A 17,707-nucleotide genomic window follows, 5' to 3' on the forward strand; every position below is an offset into this window, starting at 1 on the left:
GTCACACGACGAGACGCCGCCGGTAACACAGCGGGGATTCGATTCACGTGAAGCACGGACAACCCCGGCGGACCAACGGGTTAGCGACCCACTCCGGCCAGGGACAACCAGATCTCCTCTCACTTACCTACCTCCTTGAAGGGCAAGGCAGAGATGGCACGTGTCGCCGCCCGGCTGTCCGGCAGCGGACAGCAGAGCACCCACCCGGTCGACGAGGTGCTCCCCCTCCCCAGGCTCGCGCTGTACGGCTTCCAGCACGTACTCGCCTTCTACGCCGGCGCGGTGATCGTCCCGATCATCGTCGGCAACGCGCTGAAGCTCAGCCCCGAGCAACTGGTCTACCTGATCAACGCGGACCTCTTCACCTGCGGCATCGCCTCCATCATCCAGGCCTGGGGCATAGGCCGGATCGGCGCGCGACTGCCGCTGATCCAGGGCGTGACCTTCACCGCGGTCTCCCCGATGATCGCCATCGGCCTCGGCGCCGGCGGAGGAACGGCCGCGCTGCTGGTCATCTACGGCGCCGTCATCACCGCCGGCATCGCGACCTTCGCCTTCGCCTGGCTGCCCGCCAAGGCGTTCCGCACCGTCATGCGGCTGTTCCCGCCGGTCGTCACCGGTACGGTGATCACCGTCCTGGGCGTCGTCCTGATCCCGGTCGGCCTCAACGACGCGGCCGGCGGCCTCGGCAGCCCCGACTTCGGCGCTCCCGAGCACTTCGCCTACGCCGGCGGCACGATGCTCTTCATCCTCGTACTGATGAAGCTCGGCAGGCCGTTCCTGTCCAGCATCTCGATCCTGCTCGGCCTGGTCGGCGGCACGGCCGTCGCCTTCCTCCTGGGAGACGCGAAGTTCGGGGCCGTCGGCGACTCCGACTGGATCGGCGTCACCACCCCCTTCCACTTCGGCTTCCCGAAGTTCGAGTGGTTTCCGATCGTCCTGATGCTCATCGTCATGCTGATCACCATGGTCGAGACGACCGGTGACACCTACGCCGTCGGCGACATCGTCGACAAGGAGGTCGACAGCGAGACCGTGGCCCGCGCCCTGCGTGCCGACGGCGCCGCGACCGCGCTCGGCGGTGTCCTCAACTCCTTCCCGTACGTGGCCTTCGCCGAGAACGTCGGCCTGGTGCGGATGACGAAGGTGAAGAGCCGGTTCGTGGTCGTCGCGGCCGGTGTGTTCATGATCATCCTGGGTCTGCTGCCCAAGGCCGCCGCGATCGTCGCCGCCGTCCCGCACGGAGTGCTCGGCGGCGCCGCGACCGTCATGTTCGGCATGGTCGCCCTGGCGGGCATCCAGACCCTGGCCAAGGTGGACCTGAGGGAGGAGAAGAACGCCCTGATCGTGGCCGTCTCGCTCGCCTTCGCCCTGCTGCCCGCGACCGTGCCGGTCTTCTTCACGCAGCACATGGACACGGACCTGTCCTCGCTCCTCAACAGCGGCGTCACCCTCGGTGCCACGTCCGCCATCGTCCTCAACCTGGTCTTCAACGGCCTGGCCAAGGACGACGCCCACGTCCTCGCCAAGGCCGCGGTGGTGCCGCTGGCCGAGCCGCCGGCGCGGGCGGAGACGGCGGATACCGGGACGCCGGCGGCGGAGCCCGCGACCACGGAGCAGCCGGCCACCGCGACGGCCGCCGCCACCGCCTCCGCGACCACGGCAGCCGTGCCCGCCCCGGCCGGTGAGGCGGCTCCGTCCACCGAGGGCGAACCCGAACCCGCCCCGAAGCCGACTGCCTGAGCGGCCATCCGCATCCGGCCCCCCTCCGAACCCGCCCATTGTCCCGGCCTCCGTACGGGACAATGGGCGCATGAGTCTGTTCCGCGACGACGGCATCGTGCTGCGCACCCAGAAGCTGGGTGAGGCGGACCGCATCATCACCCTGCTCACCCGGGGCCACGGCCGGGTGCGTGCCGTCGCCCGCGGGGTCCGGCGTACGAAGTCCAAATTCGGGGCCCGGCTGGAACCTTTCTCCCATGCCGACGTGCAGTTCTTCGCCCGCGGCAGCGAGCTGATCGGCCGCGGCCTCCCGCTCTGCACCCAGAGCGAGATCATCGCCCCGTACGGCAACGGCATCGTCACCGACTACGCCCGCTACACCGCCGGCACCGCCATGCTGGAGACCGCCGAGCGCTTCACCGAGAGTGAGGGCGAGCCCTCCGTACAGCAGTACCTGCTGCTCGTCGGAGCCCTGCGCACCCTCTCGCGCGGCGAACACGCACCGCACCTGATCCTCGACGCCTTCCTGCTGCGCTCCCTCGCCGTCAACGGCTACGCCCCCAGCTTCGAGGACTGCGCGAAGTGCGGGATCCACGGCCCCAACCGGCACTTCTCCGTCGCCGCGGGCGGGGTGATATGCGGCGACTGCAGGGTCCCCGGCAGCGTCGTACCCTCGTCCGAGGCCATCGCCCTGCTCAGTGCGCTGCTGACGGGCGACTGGGGTCACGCGGACGCCTGCGAGGCGCGTCACGCGCGGGAGGGCAGCGGGCTGGTCTCGGCCTATTTGCACTGGCATCTGGAGCGCGGGCTACGCTCCCTGCGATACGTCGAGAAATAGGAGCTGGACACATGGCACGACGCGGGATTCTGGGACGCTCTCGCCGGGAGTACAAGGTTCCCGAGCCGCACCCGTCCGGTGAGCGCCCGCCGAAGATCCCCGGCGAGCTGGTCCCGAACCACGTCGCGGTGGTCATGGACGGCAACGGCCGCTGGGCCAAGGAGCGCGGGCTGCCGCGCACCGAGGGCCACAAGGTCGGCGAGGGCGTGGTCCTCGACGTGCTCAAGGGCTGCCTGGAGATGGGCGTCAAGAACCTCTCCCTGTACGCCTTTTCCACGGAGAACTGGAAGCGCTCGCCCGACGAGGTGCGCTTCCTGATGAACTTCAACCGGGACGTCATCCGCCGCCGCCGCGACGAGATGAACGAGCTGGGCATCCGCATCCGCTGGGTCGGCCGCATGCCGAAGATGTGGAAGTCGGTCGTCCAGGAGCTCCAGGTCGCGCAGGAGCAGACCGTCGACAACGACGCCATGACCCTGTACTTCTGCGTGAACTACGGCGGCCGCGCGGAGATCGCCGACGCGGCGCAGGCGATCGCCCGGGACGTGGCCGCGGGCCGGCTCGACCCGTCGAAGGTGAACGAGAAGACCTTCGCGAAGTACATGTACTACCCGGACATGCCGGACGTGGACCTCTTCCTGCGGCCGAGCGGCGAGCAGCGCACCTCGAATTACCTGCTGTGGCAGAGCGCGTACGCCGAGATGGTCTTCCAGGACGTGCTGTGGCCCGACTTCGACCGCCGCAACCTGTGGGCGGCGTGTCTGGAGTACGCCCAGCGCGACCGGCGCTTCGGCGGAGCCGTACCGAACCAGCCGGACATCCCGGGGCAGTCGGGCTGACCCGCGGCGGGCGGCTGCCCGCGACTGCGGGTGGCCGCCGCGCAGGACCCTAGGCCCTGTCCGGGCGATCTCCGCGGGCCCGTGCTGCCTGGCACGGCGCCTCTCCCCCAGCTACCGCTGGGAGGGGCCCCCGGGTTGTCGGAGCGCGCGAGTACGGCCACGTACGAGCTGCGCCCCTCCGCCTTGCGATGCACCGCACCGGACAACGCGGCCTGATCCACGAAGACCGCCCGGAGCGGACCTCAGAGGGCTGCCGCGCAGTCCGCGCAGGTGCCGAAGATCTCCACCGTGTGGGCGACGTTCACATAGCCGTGCTCCGCTGCGATGGAGTCCGCCCACTTCTCGACCGCCGGCCCCTCCACCTCGACGGCCTTGCCGCACTTGCGGCAGACCAGGTGGTGGTGGTGATCCCCGGTGGAGCAGCGCCGGTAGACCGACTCCCCGTCGCTCGTGCGCAGGACGTCGACCTCGCCGGCGTCCGCGAGCGACTGGAGCGTGCGGTAGACGGTGGTCAGGCCCACGGAGTCGCCACGGTGCTTGAGCATGTCGTGGAGTTCCTGGGCGCTGCGGAACTCGTCCACCTCGTCCAGCGCCGCCGCCACGGCGGCCCGCTGCCGGGTGGACCGTCCTCGTACTGGCGCGGTATTCATCTCGCCAGGCGCAGTCGCCACCGGTTCCTCCTCGTATCGGCCTCGGCCCATTGTGCCAGGCGGCCGAACGTCCTAGACCTTCACGTCGTCCCGGGTGCATGCCTCCTCCGCCGCGCGGGCCGGCCTGACCCGGCGCCGGGCCAGCGGGGTGGACAGGGCCGTCATCACCATGAAGACGGCGATGGCGAGCAGCACGATCGTGCCGCCGGAGGGAGCGTCGATGTAGTACGTGGTGGCGGTGCCGGTCAGGGCGACCAGCACGCCGATCGTCATGGCCACCGTCAGGGTCGAGGCGAAGCCGCGGGTGACCCGCTGGGCGGCCGCGACGGGAATCACCATCATGGCGCTGACCAGCAGCAGGCCGACGATGCGCATGGCCACCGTGACCGTGACGGCGGCGGTGACGGCCATCAGCAGGTTCAGCGCGCGCACCGGCAGGCCGGTGACACTGGCGAACTCCTCGTCCTGGCAGACCGCGAACAGCTGGCGGCGCAGTCCGAGCGTGACGGCGAGGACGAACGCGGCCAGGATCACCACCGCGGTGATGTCCTCGGCGGAGACGGTGGTGATGGAGCCGAAGAGGTAGCTGGTCAGATTGGCGGTGGAGCCGCCCGGCGCCAGGTTAATGATCATGACGCCGCCGGCCAGGCCGCCGTAGAAGAGCATGGCGAGCGCGATGTCACCGCTGGTCTTGCCGCGGGAGCGGATCAGCTCCATGCCGACGGCGCCGATGACCGCGACCAGGGTGGCCATCCACACCGGGCTCGTGTTGAACAGGAAGCCGAGGGCGACGCCGGTCATGGCCACGTGGCCGATGCCGTCGCCCATGACGGCCTGGCGCCGCTGGACGAGGTACGTGCCGATCGCGGGAGCGGTGAGGCCGACCAGGACCGCGGCGAGCAGGGCCCGCTGCATGAAGGCGTAGTCGAGGATTTCCATCAGCTCAGCAGTCCCGTCCGCAGGGGCTCGGCGCCGTGCGCCGCGTGGGGGTGTACGTGGTCGTGGCCGGGCAGGGCGTGCTGGCCCACGGCCTCCGGGGGCGGGCCGTCGTGGACGACGCAGCCGTCGCGCAGGACGACGGCCCGGTCGATCAGGGTCTCCAGCGGGCCCAGCTCGTGCAGTACGAGGAGCACGGTGGTGCCGGCGGCGACCTGCTCGCGCAGGGCGGTCGCGAGGACCTCCTGGTTGGCGAGGTCCACGCCGGCCATCGGCTCGTCCATGATCAGCAGCTCCGGGTCGCCGGCGAGCGCGCGGGCGATGAGCACACGCTGGTGCTGGCCGCCGGAGAGGGCGTTCACCGAGGCATCGGCGTACGTGTCCATGCCGACCAGGACCAGGGCGCGTTCGACGGCGGCCTTGTCGGCCTTGCGGAGCATCCCGAAGCGCGAGCGGGCCAGGCGGCCTGAGGAGACGACCTCCCGGACGGTGGCCGGGACGCCGCTGGCGGCGGTGGTGCGCTGGGGGACGTACCCGACGCGCGACCAGTCCCGGAAGCGCCTGAAATCCGTACCGAAGAGGGACAGGTCGCCGCCGGTCAGCGGGACCTGGCCGACCACGGCGCGGACGGCCGTGGACTTGCCGGAACCGTTGGCGCCGAGCAGGGCGACGACCTCACCGCGGCGGACGGTGAGGTCGATCCCGCGCAGCACGGGGCGCGAGCCGAGCGAGGCGGTGGCCCCGCGCAGGGATATGACGGGCTGCTCGGCCGGTGCGGCGGCCTTCGCTGCTATCGCGGACTCCATGGCTCGCGCCTCCGTTGCTGCTGTCATTACTTGCTCCCGAGGGCCTTCTGCAGGTTCCTCAGGTTGGAGCGCATGACCTCGAAGTAGTCAGCGCCCTGCGACTTGTCGGTGATTCCCTCAAGCGGGTCGAGGACGTCGGTCTTCAGGCCGGTGTCCTGGGCGAGGGTCTTGGCCGTCTTGTCGCTGGCCAGGGTCTCGAAGAACACCGTGGAGACATTCTCCTTCTGCGCGACGCTCTGCAGCTCCTTCATCCGGGCCGGGCTCGGCTCGGACTCGGGGTCGACGCCGGAGATGCCCTCCTGGTCCAGGCCGTAGCGCTCGGCGAGGTAGCCGAAGGCGGAGTGGGTGGTGATGAAGGTCCTGGTGGCCGTGTTCTGGAGGCCGTCCTTGAACTCGGTGTCCAGCGCGGTCAGCTTGGTCACCAGTTCGTCGGTGTTCTTCTTGTAGTCCGCCGCGTGGCCGGGGTCGGCCTTCTCCAGGGCCGCGCCGACGCCCTTGGCGACCTCCGCGTACTTGGCGGGGTCGAGCCAGATGTGCGGGTCCTCGCCGGCCTCGCCGTGGCCGTGCTCCTTGCTCTCGCCCTCGGCGGCGTGGCCCTCGTGGCCGGCGCCCTCACCCTCGCCTTCGGCGGCGTGGTCGTGGTGGTCGGAGGTGCCGTGGGCCTCCAGCTCGGTGAGGGTGGCGGCGTCGACGACGTTCTTCACGCCGGACTGGGCGACGGCCTTGTCGACGGCGGGCTGCAGGCTCTTGAGGTAGAGGATCACGTCGGCCTCGCCGAGCTGCGCGGTCTGCTTCGGGGTGATCTCCAGGTCGTGCGGTTCGACGCCCGGCTTGGTCAGGGTGTCGACCTTCACGTGGTCCTTGCCGATCTGCTCGGCGAGGAACTGCATCGGGTAGAACGACGCCGTCACGCCGAGCTTGCCGTCCTTGCCGCCGGTGGCATCCGCGGCGCCGGGGGTGGCATCGGCGCCCGAGCAGGCGGTGAGGGCCGTGGCGCCGAGGGCGACGGCTCCGGCGAGGGCGGTGGCGGGTATGAGGCGTCGTACGTTCATGACATCCATTTTCATCAAAAATGGAAACGATTGTCAAAAAGCCAGGTGAGCGCCCTGTACCGGGGTCTGAGAGGGGGATACGATTTGAAAGGCAGGGTGCGGGCGCCGGTAACCTAAAGGCTTCGCCGTTCGTCCTCGTAATGAAGAGAGCACCGTGGCCGCCGACAAGATCGACACCATCGTCAGCCTGAGCAAGCGCCGTGGCTTCGTTTTCCCTTGCAGTGAGATCTACGGCGGCTCCAAGGCCGCCTGGGATTACGGCCCGCTGGGTGTCGAGCTCAAGGAGAACATCAAGCGCCAGTGGTGGAAGGCGATGGTCACCGGGCGTGAGGACATCGTCGGCATCGACTCGTCCGTGATCCTGGCCCCCGAGGTCTGGGTGGCCTCCGGCCACGTCGCGACCTTCTCGGACCCGCTCACCGAGTGCACCTCCTGCCACAAGCGCCACCGCGCGGACCACCTGGAAGAGGCGTACGAGGCCAAGCACGGCCGCCCGCCGGCCAACGGCCTCGCCGACATCAACTGCCCCAACTGCGGCGTGAAGGGCCAGTTCACCGAGCCCAAGCAGTTCTCCGGCATGCTGGAGACGCACCTCGGCCCGACCCAGGACAGCGGCTCCAAGGCGTACCTGCGCCCCGAGACGGCCCAGGGCATCTTCACCAACTTCGCCCAGGTGCAGACCACTTCGCGCAAGAAGCCGCCCTTCGGCATCGCGCAGATGGGCAAGTCCTTCCGCAACGAGATCACTCCCGGCAACTTCATCTTCCGCACGCGCGAGTTCGAGCAGATGGAGATGGAGTTCTTCGTCAAGCCGGGCGAGGACGAGCAGTGGCAGGAGTACTGGATGGCCGAGCGGTGGAACTGGTACCGCGACCTCGGCATCCGCGAGGAGAACATCCGCTGGTACGAGCACCCGAAGGAGAAGCTGTCCCACTACTCGAAGCGCACCGCCGACATCGAGTACCGCTTCAACTTCGGCGGCAATGAGTTCTCCGAGCTGGAGGGCGTCGCCAACCGCACCGACTTCGACCTCAAGGCGCACTCCGCGGCCTCCGGCCAGGACCTCACCTTCTTCGACCAGGAGGCGGGCGAGCGTTACACCCCGTACGTCATCGAGCCCGCGGCCGGCGTCAACCGCGCCATGCTGGCCTTCATGCTCGACGCGTACAACGAGGACGAGGCCCCCAACGCCAAGGGCGTCATGGAGAAGCGCGCCGTGATGCGCCTCGACCCGCGCCTCGCCCCGATCAAGGTCGCCGTCCTGCCGCTGTCGCGCAACCCGCAGCTGTCGCCGAAGGCGAAGGGGCTCGCCGCGGACCTGCGCAAGAACTGGAACATCGAGTTCGACGACGCGGGCGCCATCGGCCGCCGCTACCGCCGCCAGGACGAGATCGGTACGCCGTTCTGCGTCACGGTCGACTTCGACACCCTGGACGACAACGCGGTGACGGTGCGCGAGCGCGACACCATGAAGCAGGAGCGCGTCTCCCTGGACCAGATCCAGAGCTACCTCGGCAGCCGCCTGCTCGGCTGCTAGGTCCGCTTCACCCGGTGGCCCGGTGCGCGTCTCGCGCACCGGGCCACCGGTGTGTCTGGCGCAGGCCGTCCCGCGGCTCGGCGGGGGGCGGGGGCTCAGGTACGGGGAGGTCCCGCCGCCGGTTCCAGGGTGCGGGCGGCGCGCACCGCCGTGTCCCGCGCCCACCGGCCGCTCGTCGCGGCGCCCACGGCCAGGACGAGCAGCCCGCATCCCGTGATGGTCCACCAGGCGGGCCGGGCCGCCGTCACGAAGGCGCCGCCCCCCGCGGTCCCGGCCGCCAGCAGCGCCCCGATCACCGCGACCCCCAGCGTCCCGCCGGTCTGCCGGCTGGTGGACGCCACGGCCGCGGCGACGCCGGCCTGGGAGCGGGGCATCCCCGATACCGCCGTGTTGGTGATGGGGGAGTTCACCATGCCGAAGCCGATGCCGAACAGCACATAGCCGGTGAAGAGCAGGGCAGTGGAGGGCTCGGCCGGGAGAACGGCGAAGAGCAGCCCGCTCGCCCCCATCGCCACCCCCGCCACCATCAGCGGCAGCCGTGGCCCCCGGCTGCCCACCAGGCGGCCCGACAGGGGTGCGAAGAAGAGGGTCGGCACCGCCATGGGCAGCATGTACAGCCCGGCGTGCAGGGCGCTGAGCCCCCGTACCTCCTGGAGGTAGAGCGTGTTCAGGAAGAGGAACCCGGACAGTGCGGCAAAGGCGCCGACGGCGATGACGTTGGCCCCGCTGAAGGGCGCGCTGCGGAAGAACCGGAGGTCGATCAGCGGCTCCTCGCGCCGGGGCTCGTAGAGCAGCAGCCCCACGAGCGAGGCCACGGCCACCAGGGCGCAGCCCACGATCAGCGGCGAGTGCCAGCCGGCGGCCGGCGCTTCGATGATCCCGAACGTCACCGAGCCCAGCAGCGCGATGATCAGCAGCTGGCCCACCGGGTCCGGGGACCGCGGCTGCGCGGCGCGGGACTCGGGGACGTGGCGCAGGGTCAGGACGAGCGCGGCCAGCCCGATCGGGAGGTTGAGCAGGAAGATCGAGCGCCAGCCCACGGAATCCACCAGCAGTCCGCCGACGAGCGGGCCCGCCGCCATGGAGATGCCCGCCACCGCGCCCCATACGCCGATGGCCCGTGCCCGCTCGCCCGGATCGGTGAAGGTGTTGGCGATGATCGACATGGCCACCGGATTGAGCATCGCCCCGCCCACCGCCTGGACCATCCGGAAGAAGACGAGCCAGTCGAGGCCGGGGGCGAGGGAGCAGAGCAGGGATCCGGCGGTGAAGAGCACCAGGCCGGCGAGGAACACCTTGCGGCGGCCGATCCGGTCGGCCGTGGAGCCGGCGAGCATCAGCAGCGAGGCGAGCACGAGGGTGTAGGAGTCGACGGCCCACTGCATCCCCGCGACCGTGGCGTCCAGCTCGCGGCGCATCGAGGGCAACGCGACATTGAGGACGGTGTTGTCGAGGCTGACGATGAGCAGGCTCATGCAGCACACCGCCAGGATGAGCGTGCGCTGCCGGTGACTCGGCTCGATCATGCCGCCGATCGTACGGCGGCAGGACGGGCCCGGCATGCGGGACAATGGGCGGATGACCACGCTTCCTCCGCCTCTCGCGATCGGCCCGCACACCGTGCAGCCCCCGGTGGTGCTCGCGCCGATGGCCGGCATCACCAACGCACCGTTCCGTACCCTCTGCCGCGAGTTCTCGGGCGGCAAGGGGCTGTTCGTGAGCGAAATGATCACCACCCGCGCCCTGGTCGAGCGCAACGAGAAGACCATGCAGCTGATCCACTTCGACGAGACCGAGGAGTTTCGCTCGATCCAGCTGTACGGGGTCGACCCCGTGACGGTCGGCAAGGCGGTCCGCATGATCGTCGAAGAGGACCGCGCCGACCACATCGACCTCAACTTCGGCTGCCCGGTCCCCAAGGTGACCCGCAAGGGCGGCGGCTCGGCCCTCCCGTACAAGCGGAACCTGCTGCGCGCGATCCTGCGGGAGGCCGTCGCGGGCGCCGGCGACCTGCCGGTGACGATGAAGATGCGCAAGGGCATCACCGACGAGCACCTCACCTACCTCGACGCCGGCCGGATCGCCGTCGAGGAGGGGATCACCGCCATCGCCCTGCACGGGCGCACCACCGCCCAGCACTACGGCGGCACCGCCGACTGGGAGGCCATCGCCCGGCTCAAGGAGCACGTGCCGGAGATCCCGGTGCTCGGCAACGGCGACATCTGGTGTGCCGAGGACGCGCTGCGCATGGTCCGCGAGACCGGCTGCGACGGCGTGGTCGTCGGGCGCGGCTGCCTGGGGCGGCCCTGGCTCTTCAACGACCTGGTCGCGGCCTTCGAGGGGCGCCCGGAGGACTTCCACAAGCCCACGCTGCGCGAGGTCGCGGGCGCGATGCACCGCCACGCGCAGCTGCTCGGCGAGTGGATCGGGGACGAGGCGCGCGGGGTGATCGACTTCCGTAAGCACGTGGCCTGGTACCTCAAGGGCTTCGCGGTGGGCTCGGAGATGCGCCAGAAGCTCGCCGTCACCTCGTCACTGGCCGAGCTGGATGCTCATCTGAGCGAGCTGGATCTGGATCAGCCCTGGCCGGAGAGCGCGGACGGCCCGCGGGGTCGAACGTCCGGAAACAACCGAGTTGTCCTACCTGAGGGCTGGCTGAAGGATCCGTACGACTGTGCGGGCGTGGGCGAGGAAGCCGAACTGGACACCTCCGGCGGCTGACAAACTATGCCGTGGGCGGCGTGACATACGCCACGCATGGGTGGGGTTGTGCTCACATGAGCACGAGAATCACGGCTAAGACTTCCAAAGGGTGGCACTGCGTGCCACCCTTTGTTCGTTCAAGAGGTGAACGCAAATGTATCGATGATCGCTCATCCGAGCAGAACCAAGCCTCCGTAGCCCCTTCTAGCTTCGGGAGGTGAAGGCTCTTCGTATGTTCAGGCTACCGATCAGTCACTTTCGATGTACTGGCGCATGGGTGGTTACAGCCACATGACCGCCAAGTGGACGTACCCATAAGCCTTCGATCTGGGTATGTTCCTGGCCGTCAGGGCAGCCACCCGAGCCTCGCCGCATCAAGGAGTCGAGACCCGTGTCGGAAAACAAAGAGCAGCAGAAGTTCGTCTACGACTTCACCGAGGGAAACCGCGACCTCAAGGACCTTCTCGGCGGCAAGGGAGCCAACCTCGCCGAGATGACCAACCTGGGTCTCCCGGTGCCTCCCGGCTTCACCATCACCACCGAGGCCTGCAAGGTCTACCTCGAAAGCGGCACGGCCCCGGCCGAGCTGCGCGACGAGGTCAGCGCCCACCTGGCTGCCCTTGAGGCGAAGATGGGCAAGAAGCTCGGCCAGTCGGACGACCCGCTGCTGGTCTCGGTGCGTTCCGGCGCCAAGTTCTCGATGCCCGGCATGATGGACACCGTCCTCAACATCGGCCTCTCGGACGAGTCGGTGGCCGGCCTCGCCTCCCAGTCCGGTGACGAGCGGTTCGCGTGGGACTCCTACCGCCGCCTCATCCAGATGTTCGGCAAGACCGTCCTCGGGGTCGGCGGGGAGCTCTTCGAGGACGCCCTCGAAGACGCCAAGGCCGCCAAGAAGGTCACCGTCGACACCGACCTCGACGCCGCCGACCTGAAGAAGCTGGTCAAGCAGTTCAAGAAGATCGTGGCGAAGGAGGCCGGCCGCGAGTTCCCGCAGAACGCCCGCGAGCAGATGGACCTCGCCGTCGAGGCGGTCTTCAACTCCTGGAACACCGACCGCGCGAAGCTCTACCGCCGCCAGGAGCGCATCCCCGGCGACCTGGGCACCGCCGTCAACATCTGCTCCATGGTCTTCGGCAACCTCGGCCCCGACTCCGGCACCGGCGTCGCCTTCACCCGCGACCCCGCCAGCGGCCACCAGGGCGTCTACGGCGACTACCTCCAGAACGCTCAGGGCGAGGACGTGGTCGCGGGCATCCGCAACACCGTCCCGCTGGCCGAGCTGGAGTCGATCGACAAGGCCTCGTACGACCAGCTCATGGCGATCATGGAGACGCTGGAGACCCACTACAAGGACCTCTGCGACATCGAGTTCACCATCGAGCGCGGCCAGCTGTGGATGCTCCAGACCCGCGTCGGCAAGCGCACCGCCGGTGCGGCCTTCCGGATCGCCACGCAGCTGGTGGACCAGGGCCTGATCGACGAGGCCGAGGCCCTCCAGCGGGTCACCGGCGCCCAGCTGGCCCAGCTGATGTTCCCGCGCTTCGACGAGACCGCCTCGGGCAAGGGCGGGACCGAGCTGCTGGGCCGCGGCATCGCCGCCTCCCCGGGCGCCGCGGTCGGCAAGGCCGTCTTCGACTCGTACACGGCCGTCAAGTGGTCGCGCTCCGGCGAGAAGGTCATCCTCATCCGCCGCGAGACCAACCCGGACGACCTGGACGGAATGATCGCCTCCGAGGGCATCCTGACCTCGCGCGGCGGCAAGACCTCGCACGCGGCCGTCGTCGCCCGCGGCATGGGCAAGACCTGTGTCTGCGGCGCCGAAGAGCTGGACGTGGACACCAAGCGCCGCCGGATGACCGTGGGCGGGAAGGTCATCGAGGAGGGCGACGTCGTCTCCATCGACGGCTCCACCGGCAAGGTGTACCTCGGCGAGGTGCCGGTCGTACCGTCCCCGGTCGTCGAGTACTTCGAGGGCCGCATGCACGCGGGCGCCGACGACGCCGACGAGCTGGTCGCCGCCGTGCACCGGATCATGGCGTACGCGGACCGCGTCCGCCGGCTGCGCGTGCGCGCCAACGCCGACAACGCGGAGGACGCCATGCGCGCCCGCCGCTTCGGCGCCCAGGGCATCGGCCTGTGCCGCACCGAGCACATGTTCCTCGGCGAGCGCCGGGAGATGGTGGAGCGACTGATCCTCGCGGACACCGAGAAGGAGCGCGAGGAGGCACTCAGTGCCCTCCTGCCGCTGCAGAAGAAGGACTTCATCGAGCTGTTCGAGGCGATGGACGGCCTGCCCGTCACCGTCCGCCTGCTCGACCCGCCGCTGCACGAGTTCCTGCCCGACATCACCGAGCTGTCGGTGCGCGTCGCCCTCGCCGAGGCCCGCAAGGACCACAACGAGAACGACCTGCGCCTGCTCCAGGCCGTGCACAAGCTGCACGAGCAGAACCCGATGCTGGGCCTGCGCGGTGTCCGCCTGGGCCTGGTCATCCCGGGTCTGTTCGCCATGCAGGTACGGGCGATCGCCGAGGCCGCGGCCGAGCGCAAGAACGCCAAGGGCGACCCCCGCCCCGAGATCATGATTCCGCTCGTGGGCACCGTCCAGGAGCTGGAGATCGTCCGCGAGGAGGCCGACCGGGTCATCGCCGAGGTCGAGGCCGCCACCGGCACCAGCCTCAGGCTGACCATCGGCACGATGATCGAGCTGCCCCGCGCCGCGCTGACGGCCGGCCAGATCGCCGAGGCCGCGCAGTTCTTCTCCTTCGGTACGAACGACCTGACGCAGACGGTGTGGGGCTTCTCGCGGGACGACGTGGAGGCCTCCTTCTTCACCGCCTACCTGGAGAAGGGCATCTTCGGGGTCTCGCCCTTCGAGACCATCGACAAGGACGGCGTGGGCTCCCTGGTCCGCAGCGCGGTCCAGGCCGGCCGGGCCACCCGCCCCGACCTCAAGCTCGGCGTCTGCGGCGAGCACGGCGGCGACCCCGAGTCCGTCCACTTCTTCCACGAGGTCGGCCTCGACTACGTCTCCTGCTCGCCCTTCCGGATTCCGGTGGCGCGCCTGGAGGCCGGTCGCGCCGCCGCCGAATCGAAGGGCAGCGACAGCCGCTGATCCCCGGCCCCGAGAAGGGGCCCCAAAGGCCGCGCCTGCCCCCGGGTTCCCTGACGCCCGGGGGCAGGCGCACCTTTTTTGTTCAACCACTCTTTACGTCAGCAGGCGGTGGACGGATCCCCACCCGTCCACCGCCTGCTGTCATTCTGCCGGTCACGTCGGCGCTTCCCGGTGCGACCGACCGCCAGGCCCCGCAAAGCCCCCCACGGCCTTCGCGGAGCGTTTCGGTCGCATCGGAGTGTGCCCGGCGGAGTACAGGATTTCGGTTGTCACGCCCCTGCCGAAAGGGGTTTCAACTGTGGCCGAAAGGGCGTGGTGACCACGTGTGACGGCATGCATACTCATAGGGCGGGGGGATTGCGGTTGCACAGGTGGGGGTTCGGTGCTGCGTATCCATTTCACTGGAGTGGACCTGGCACGCGTACGGATGGCAGGGCGTCCCGATGCGTTGTGGGAAACGATTCTTAGCTTTCACCGCTTAAGAGACCGGCGAGATGCCCGGTTGTTCGGTGAATGGCGAACGGAAACCCGGAGCAGGTTGAATAGTGAAACACGCATGCTCGGTATGCTCATACCGAGTCGCGGCTATTTCCCCGATTTCCTGACCCCCGCGGAGGGGCGGTACGGGTGGGACGTGGGCGTCGACGCGCTGCGCGCGATACGTCCCGAGCGGATGCGCCGCGAGCTGCTGCTGCTGGGCGCGGGAGCGGCCGCCGGTTCGGCGTCCGCGTCGGCGGCCGCGGCGTGCAGGCGACCGGGGGCCGGCTCGGCTATGGCGCCGCGGCTGCGGGAACTCCTGGACGACGGCCCCAAGCACCTGCCCAGGCTGCTGGGGGAGCTGCGGGCGTACCACCGGGCCGCCGTGGAGCCGTACTGGACCCACATCCAGGCCCAGATCGAAGCCGAGCGCGCCGCGCGCGGCCGGGCGCTGCTCGACGGGGGCGCGGACGAACTGCTGGCCTCGCTGCCGCCGATGCTGCGCTGGCGGGCTCCGGTGCTGGAGTGCGACTACCCGGTGGACCGGGACGTACGGCTGCGGGGGCGCGGGCTGCTGCTCCAGCCGTCCTTCTTCTGCCGGCGCACCGCGGTGACGCTGCACGACCCCGAACTGCCGCCGGTGCTCGTCTACCCGGCCGCCGCGCAGCTGGCCTCGGCTCCCGCAGGGGGCGAGTCGGCCCGGCCGGTGGAGGAGCAGCGCCAGCGCACCCTGGGCAAGCTCGTCGGGCACACCCGCTCGGTCGTGCTGCGGGCGATCGGCGACGGCGCGACGACCAGTGAACTCGCGCGGCGCGCCGGGGTGTCCCTGGCGTCCGCGAGCCAGCACGCCTGCGTGATGCGCGAGGCGGGCCTGGTCACCACCCTGCGCCACGGCAACGCGGTGCTGCACACGGTGACCCCGCTCGGCGCGGCCCTCCTCAAGGGCGGCGCGGTGGCCTCCTAGCCGCAGCTCCCTAGGCCCTGTCCCGGGCCTCGTAGGCATGCGCGCGGGGCCCGGCCCGGGGAAACGCTCCCGGGCGGGGCCCCGCCTCTCGCCTCAGACGCGGAAGGGGCCCGTCACCTCGTAGGTGATGCCGCCGGACGAGCTGCCGCTCGTACCGCGCTGGCTGGAGAAGTAGAGGCGGTTGCCGGCCGGGGAGAAGGCCGGGCCGCAGATCTCCGACGAGGACTGGCCGGTGATCTGCAGGAAGGGGGCGACCACATCGTTCGGGGTGATCACGCAGATCTCCATGTTGCCGCCGTCCTCGGCGATGTAGAGGTCGCCGTAGGAGGACCCGGTGACGTTGTCCACGCCGGTCAGCGGCGCCGCGCCGCCGGGGACGAGGGAGTCGTCGTAGGCCAGTTCGTAGGTGTTGGCGGCCACGTTGAGCTTCCAGACCCGGTTGTCGCCCTTGGTCGTGAACCACACCGTGTCATTGGCGTAGTGGCAGCCCTCGCCGCCGTTGAACTTTTTCGCGCCGGAGACCTGGCTGCGGGTGGCGGTCGGGGAGCCGTCCGGGTCCGGCACGTTGGCCCAGGTGAAGGAGCCGGAGGTGGCCGTGCCGGCCTTGAGGACCTGGAGGGTGCCGGAGGAGAGGTTGCCCCAGGTGGTGGGGATGAAGCGGTAGAAGCAGCCGCTGGATTCGTCCTCGGTGAGGTAGACCACCTTGCGCACCGGGTCGGCGGCCGCCGCCTCGTGGTTGAAGCGGCCCATCGCCGGCCGGCGGACGGCCGCGTTCACACCCCACGGGTCGGTCTCGTACACGTAGCCGAGGCTGACCTCCTCGCAGGACAGCCAGGTGTTCCACGGGGTCGCGCCGCCCGCGCAGTTCCGGTTGGTGTTGGAGAGGATCCGGTAGGCCGAGGTGATCGAGCCCGAGGAGTTGAACTTCACCGCGCTCGCGCCGCCGGTGGAGGAGATCTCCGAGTTCGAGACGTAGATCCAGCCCGTGCCGTCCGCGAAGCAGGCGCCGCCGTCGGGGGCGTTGTGCCACGTGTAGCCGGTGGAGCCGACGGTCCGCCCGGACCGGGCGATCACCCGGCTGCTGAAGCCGGCGGGGAGCCGGATGCCGTTCGCGTCCGCCGCGCCGAGCGTTCCGTAGGGCCCGGCGCCGGGCTGGGCGGGAGCCGCGTAGGCGGCGCCGCGCATCAGCGTGCCGCCGAAGGCTGCGGCCGAGGAGCCGATCACGGCACCACGCAGGAAATTACGACGTTCCACGGTCACTCCTGGGGGAGGAAGGCCCACGTCCGGTCGGGCGCGGGGTCGCACGCTTCGAGGAACTTAGGAGCACTGAGTTGACGTGACGTCAATTCCTCATGACGCGGGAGCGACCGGCTCGGGGTCAATACCTGTGCGTCAGTCCTCCAGCAGATCCTTGAGGGCGCCCAGGCGCTCCTTCCAGAAGGCCTTGTACACCTCGACCGCGTCCGCGTCCGCCAGCTTCGTGTGCCCGACTCCCACCTGCGTACGGTCGGCGCCCTTCGGGGTGAGGTAGACGCAGACGCGGCTGCTGGCGCCGTCCCAGTCGGCGGTCACCGACTTCCCGGGCCGGTGGGTGCGCAGCGTGAAGTCCACGTGCGGCAGCCAGCGCTCGCGCAGTGCCGCGTCGGCGAAGGCCTCGGTGATCCGCTCCGCGCCGGCGCGCACGGTGCGGCTCGCACTGGCCTGCCAGTCGCCGCCGCTCGACTGCCCGACCTCGCGCATCCCGCGCTCCTGCTCGTAGCCGACGGTGACCGACTGGGCGTACCAGCCGCTCACCCCGTACGCGTCCACCAGGCGGCGGGCGATCTCGGTGTGCGTGCGCCCGGTGGCACCCCACGCGTCCAGCTCGGCGAACCAGGCGGCCCAGCCCCGCCTTGTCTCGGCGGCCAGGGTTTCGTCCGACAGCTTCTGGGTGATCTTCTTGACGGCCATGGTCCGACGCTACGTCCTGGCGCGAGCCACGGCACGGCGCGGGCTGCGGCTGGGTCCGGCCGTGTGACGTACAGCGGTACTTCCGCGCCTGCGGGCGGGTCGCGTGGGGGAAGATGGT

The 17,707-nt window shown here is 70.0% G+C and carries 14 protein-coding genes; 7 read left to right on the forward strand and 7 right to left on the reverse strand.

The genetic code is table 11. From position 1 onward, the window contains the following. Positions 1-153 precede the first annotated feature (153 nt). The 3 genes from ACWDX7_RS04210 (at position 154) to ACWDX7_RS04220 (ending at position 3,399) form a co-directional block, all read left to right on the forward strand. Positions 154-1,743, forward strand: coding sequence for a nucleobase:cation symporter-2 family protein (locus ACWDX7_RS04210; protein ID WP_451489266.1), 1,590 nt, complete (start codon positions 154-156; stop codon positions 1,741-1,743). Between the two features lie 70 nt (positions 1,744-1,813). Beyond that, positions 1,814-2,560, forward strand: coding sequence for a DNA repair protein RecO (gene recO, locus ACWDX7_RS04215; protein WP_451489265.1), 747 nt, complete (start codon positions 1,814-1,816; stop codon positions 2,558-2,560). A gap of 11 nt (positions 2,561-2,571) precedes the next feature. Further along, positions 2,572-3,399, forward strand: a complete 828-nt coding sequence (locus ACWDX7_RS04220; protein ID WP_451489264.1) for an isoprenyl transferase — start codon at positions 2,572-2,574, stop codon at positions 3,397-3,399. A 242-nt stretch (positions 3,400-3,641) separates the two neighbouring features. Here ACWDX7_RS04220 and ACWDX7_RS04225 read toward each other — a convergent pair whose 3' ends face one another. The 4 genes from ACWDX7_RS04225 to ACWDX7_RS04240 are packed head-to-tail and all read right to left on the reverse strand — an operon-like array spanning position 3,642 to position 6,843. Beyond that, positions 3,642-4,070 (reverse strand): Fur family transcriptional regulator, encoded by a 429-nt coding sequence (locus tag ACWDX7_RS04225; protein WP_401622334.1) that lies wholly within the window; start codon positions 4,068-4,070, stop codon positions 3,642-3,644. Positions 4,071-4,121: 51 nt separating this feature from the next. After that, positions 4,122-4,988 (reverse strand): metal ABC transporter permease, encoded by an 867-nt coding sequence (locus ACWDX7_RS04230; RefSeq protein ID WP_451489263.1) that lies wholly within the window; start codon positions 4,986-4,988, stop codon positions 4,122-4,124. Continuing rightward, complete coding sequence (locus ACWDX7_RS04235; RefSeq protein ID WP_451489344.1) at positions 4,988-5,791, reverse strand: metal ABC transporter ATP-binding protein; 804 nt, start codon at positions 5,789-5,791, stop codon at positions 4,988-4,990. The genes ACWDX7_RS04230 and ACWDX7_RS04235 overlap by 1 nt, the downstream gene beginning before the upstream one ends. A gap of 26 nt (positions 5,792-5,817) precedes the next feature. Continuing rightward, positions 5,818-6,843 carry a metal ABC transporter substrate-binding protein gene (locus tag ACWDX7_RS04240; RefSeq protein ID WP_451489262.1) on the reverse strand — a complete coding sequence of 342 codons (1,026 nt, stop codon included), beginning with the start codon at positions 6,841-6,843 and terminating at the stop codon, positions 5,818-5,820. Between the two features lie 154 nt (positions 6,844-6,997). Between ACWDX7_RS04240 and ACWDX7_RS04245 the strand changes: the two genes are divergently transcribed. Then, entirely contained in the window at positions 6,998-8,380 is a 1,383-nt protein-coding gene (locus ACWDX7_RS04245) for a glycine--tRNA ligase (protein ID WP_451489261.1), read from the forward strand. A 95-nt stretch (positions 8,381-8,475) separates the two neighbouring features. On the opposite strand, the gene ACWDX7_RS04250 is transcribed toward ACWDX7_RS04245, so the two are convergent. Continuing rightward, positions 8,476-9,906, reverse strand: a complete 1,431-nt coding sequence (locus tag ACWDX7_RS04250; protein ID WP_451489260.1) for an MFS transporter — start codon at positions 9,904-9,906, stop codon at positions 8,476-8,478. A 34-nt stretch (positions 9,907-9,940) separates the two neighbouring features. Between ACWDX7_RS04250 and dusB the strand changes: the two genes are divergently transcribed. The 3 genes from dusB to ACWDX7_RS04265 all read left to right on the forward strand — a co-directional run bounded on the left by dusB (position 9,941) and on the right by ACWDX7_RS04265 (position 15,639). Beyond that, positions 9,941-11,101, forward strand: coding sequence for a tRNA dihydrouridine synthase DusB (gene dusB, locus ACWDX7_RS04255; protein ID WP_451489259.1), 1,161 nt, complete (start codon positions 9,941-9,943; stop codon positions 11,099-11,101). Positions 11,102-11,474: 373 nt separating this feature from the next. Continuing rightward, the gene (ppdK, locus tag ACWDX7_RS04260; protein WP_451489258.1) at positions 11,475-14,198 is read left to right on the forward strand and encodes a pyruvate, phosphate dikinase; all 2,724 of its coding nucleotides are present in this window, start codon (positions 11,475-11,477) and stop codon (positions 14,196-14,198) included. Between the two features lie 382 nt (positions 14,199-14,580). Then, positions 14,581-15,639 carry a DUF5937 family protein gene (locus ACWDX7_RS04265; RefSeq protein ID WP_451489257.1) on the forward strand — a complete coding sequence of 353 codons (1,059 nt, stop codon included), beginning with the start codon at positions 14,581-14,583 and terminating at the stop codon, positions 15,637-15,639. A gap of 93 nt (positions 15,640-15,732) precedes the next feature. Here the strand turns inward: ACWDX7_RS04265 and ACWDX7_RS04270 are convergent, their stop codons facing one another. Both ACWDX7_RS04270 and ACWDX7_RS04275 read right to left on the reverse strand, forming a co-directional pair. After that, positions 15,733-16,893 carry an alkaline phosphatase PhoX gene (locus ACWDX7_RS04270; RefSeq protein ID WP_451489256.1) on the reverse strand — a complete coding sequence of 387 codons (1,161 nt, stop codon included), beginning with the start codon at positions 16,891-16,893 and terminating at the stop codon, positions 15,733-15,735. Positions 16,894-17,031: 138 nt separating this feature from the next. Next, positions 17,032-17,589: a hypothetical protein gene (locus tag ACWDX7_RS04275; protein WP_451489255.1), complete on the reverse strand. Its 558-nt coding sequence runs from the start codon at positions 17,587-17,589 to the stop codon at positions 17,032-17,034. Between the last annotated feature and the right edge of the window lie 118 nt (positions 17,590-17,707).

The sequence above is a fragment of the Streptomyces sp. NPDC003034 genome (assembly GCF_053591375.1).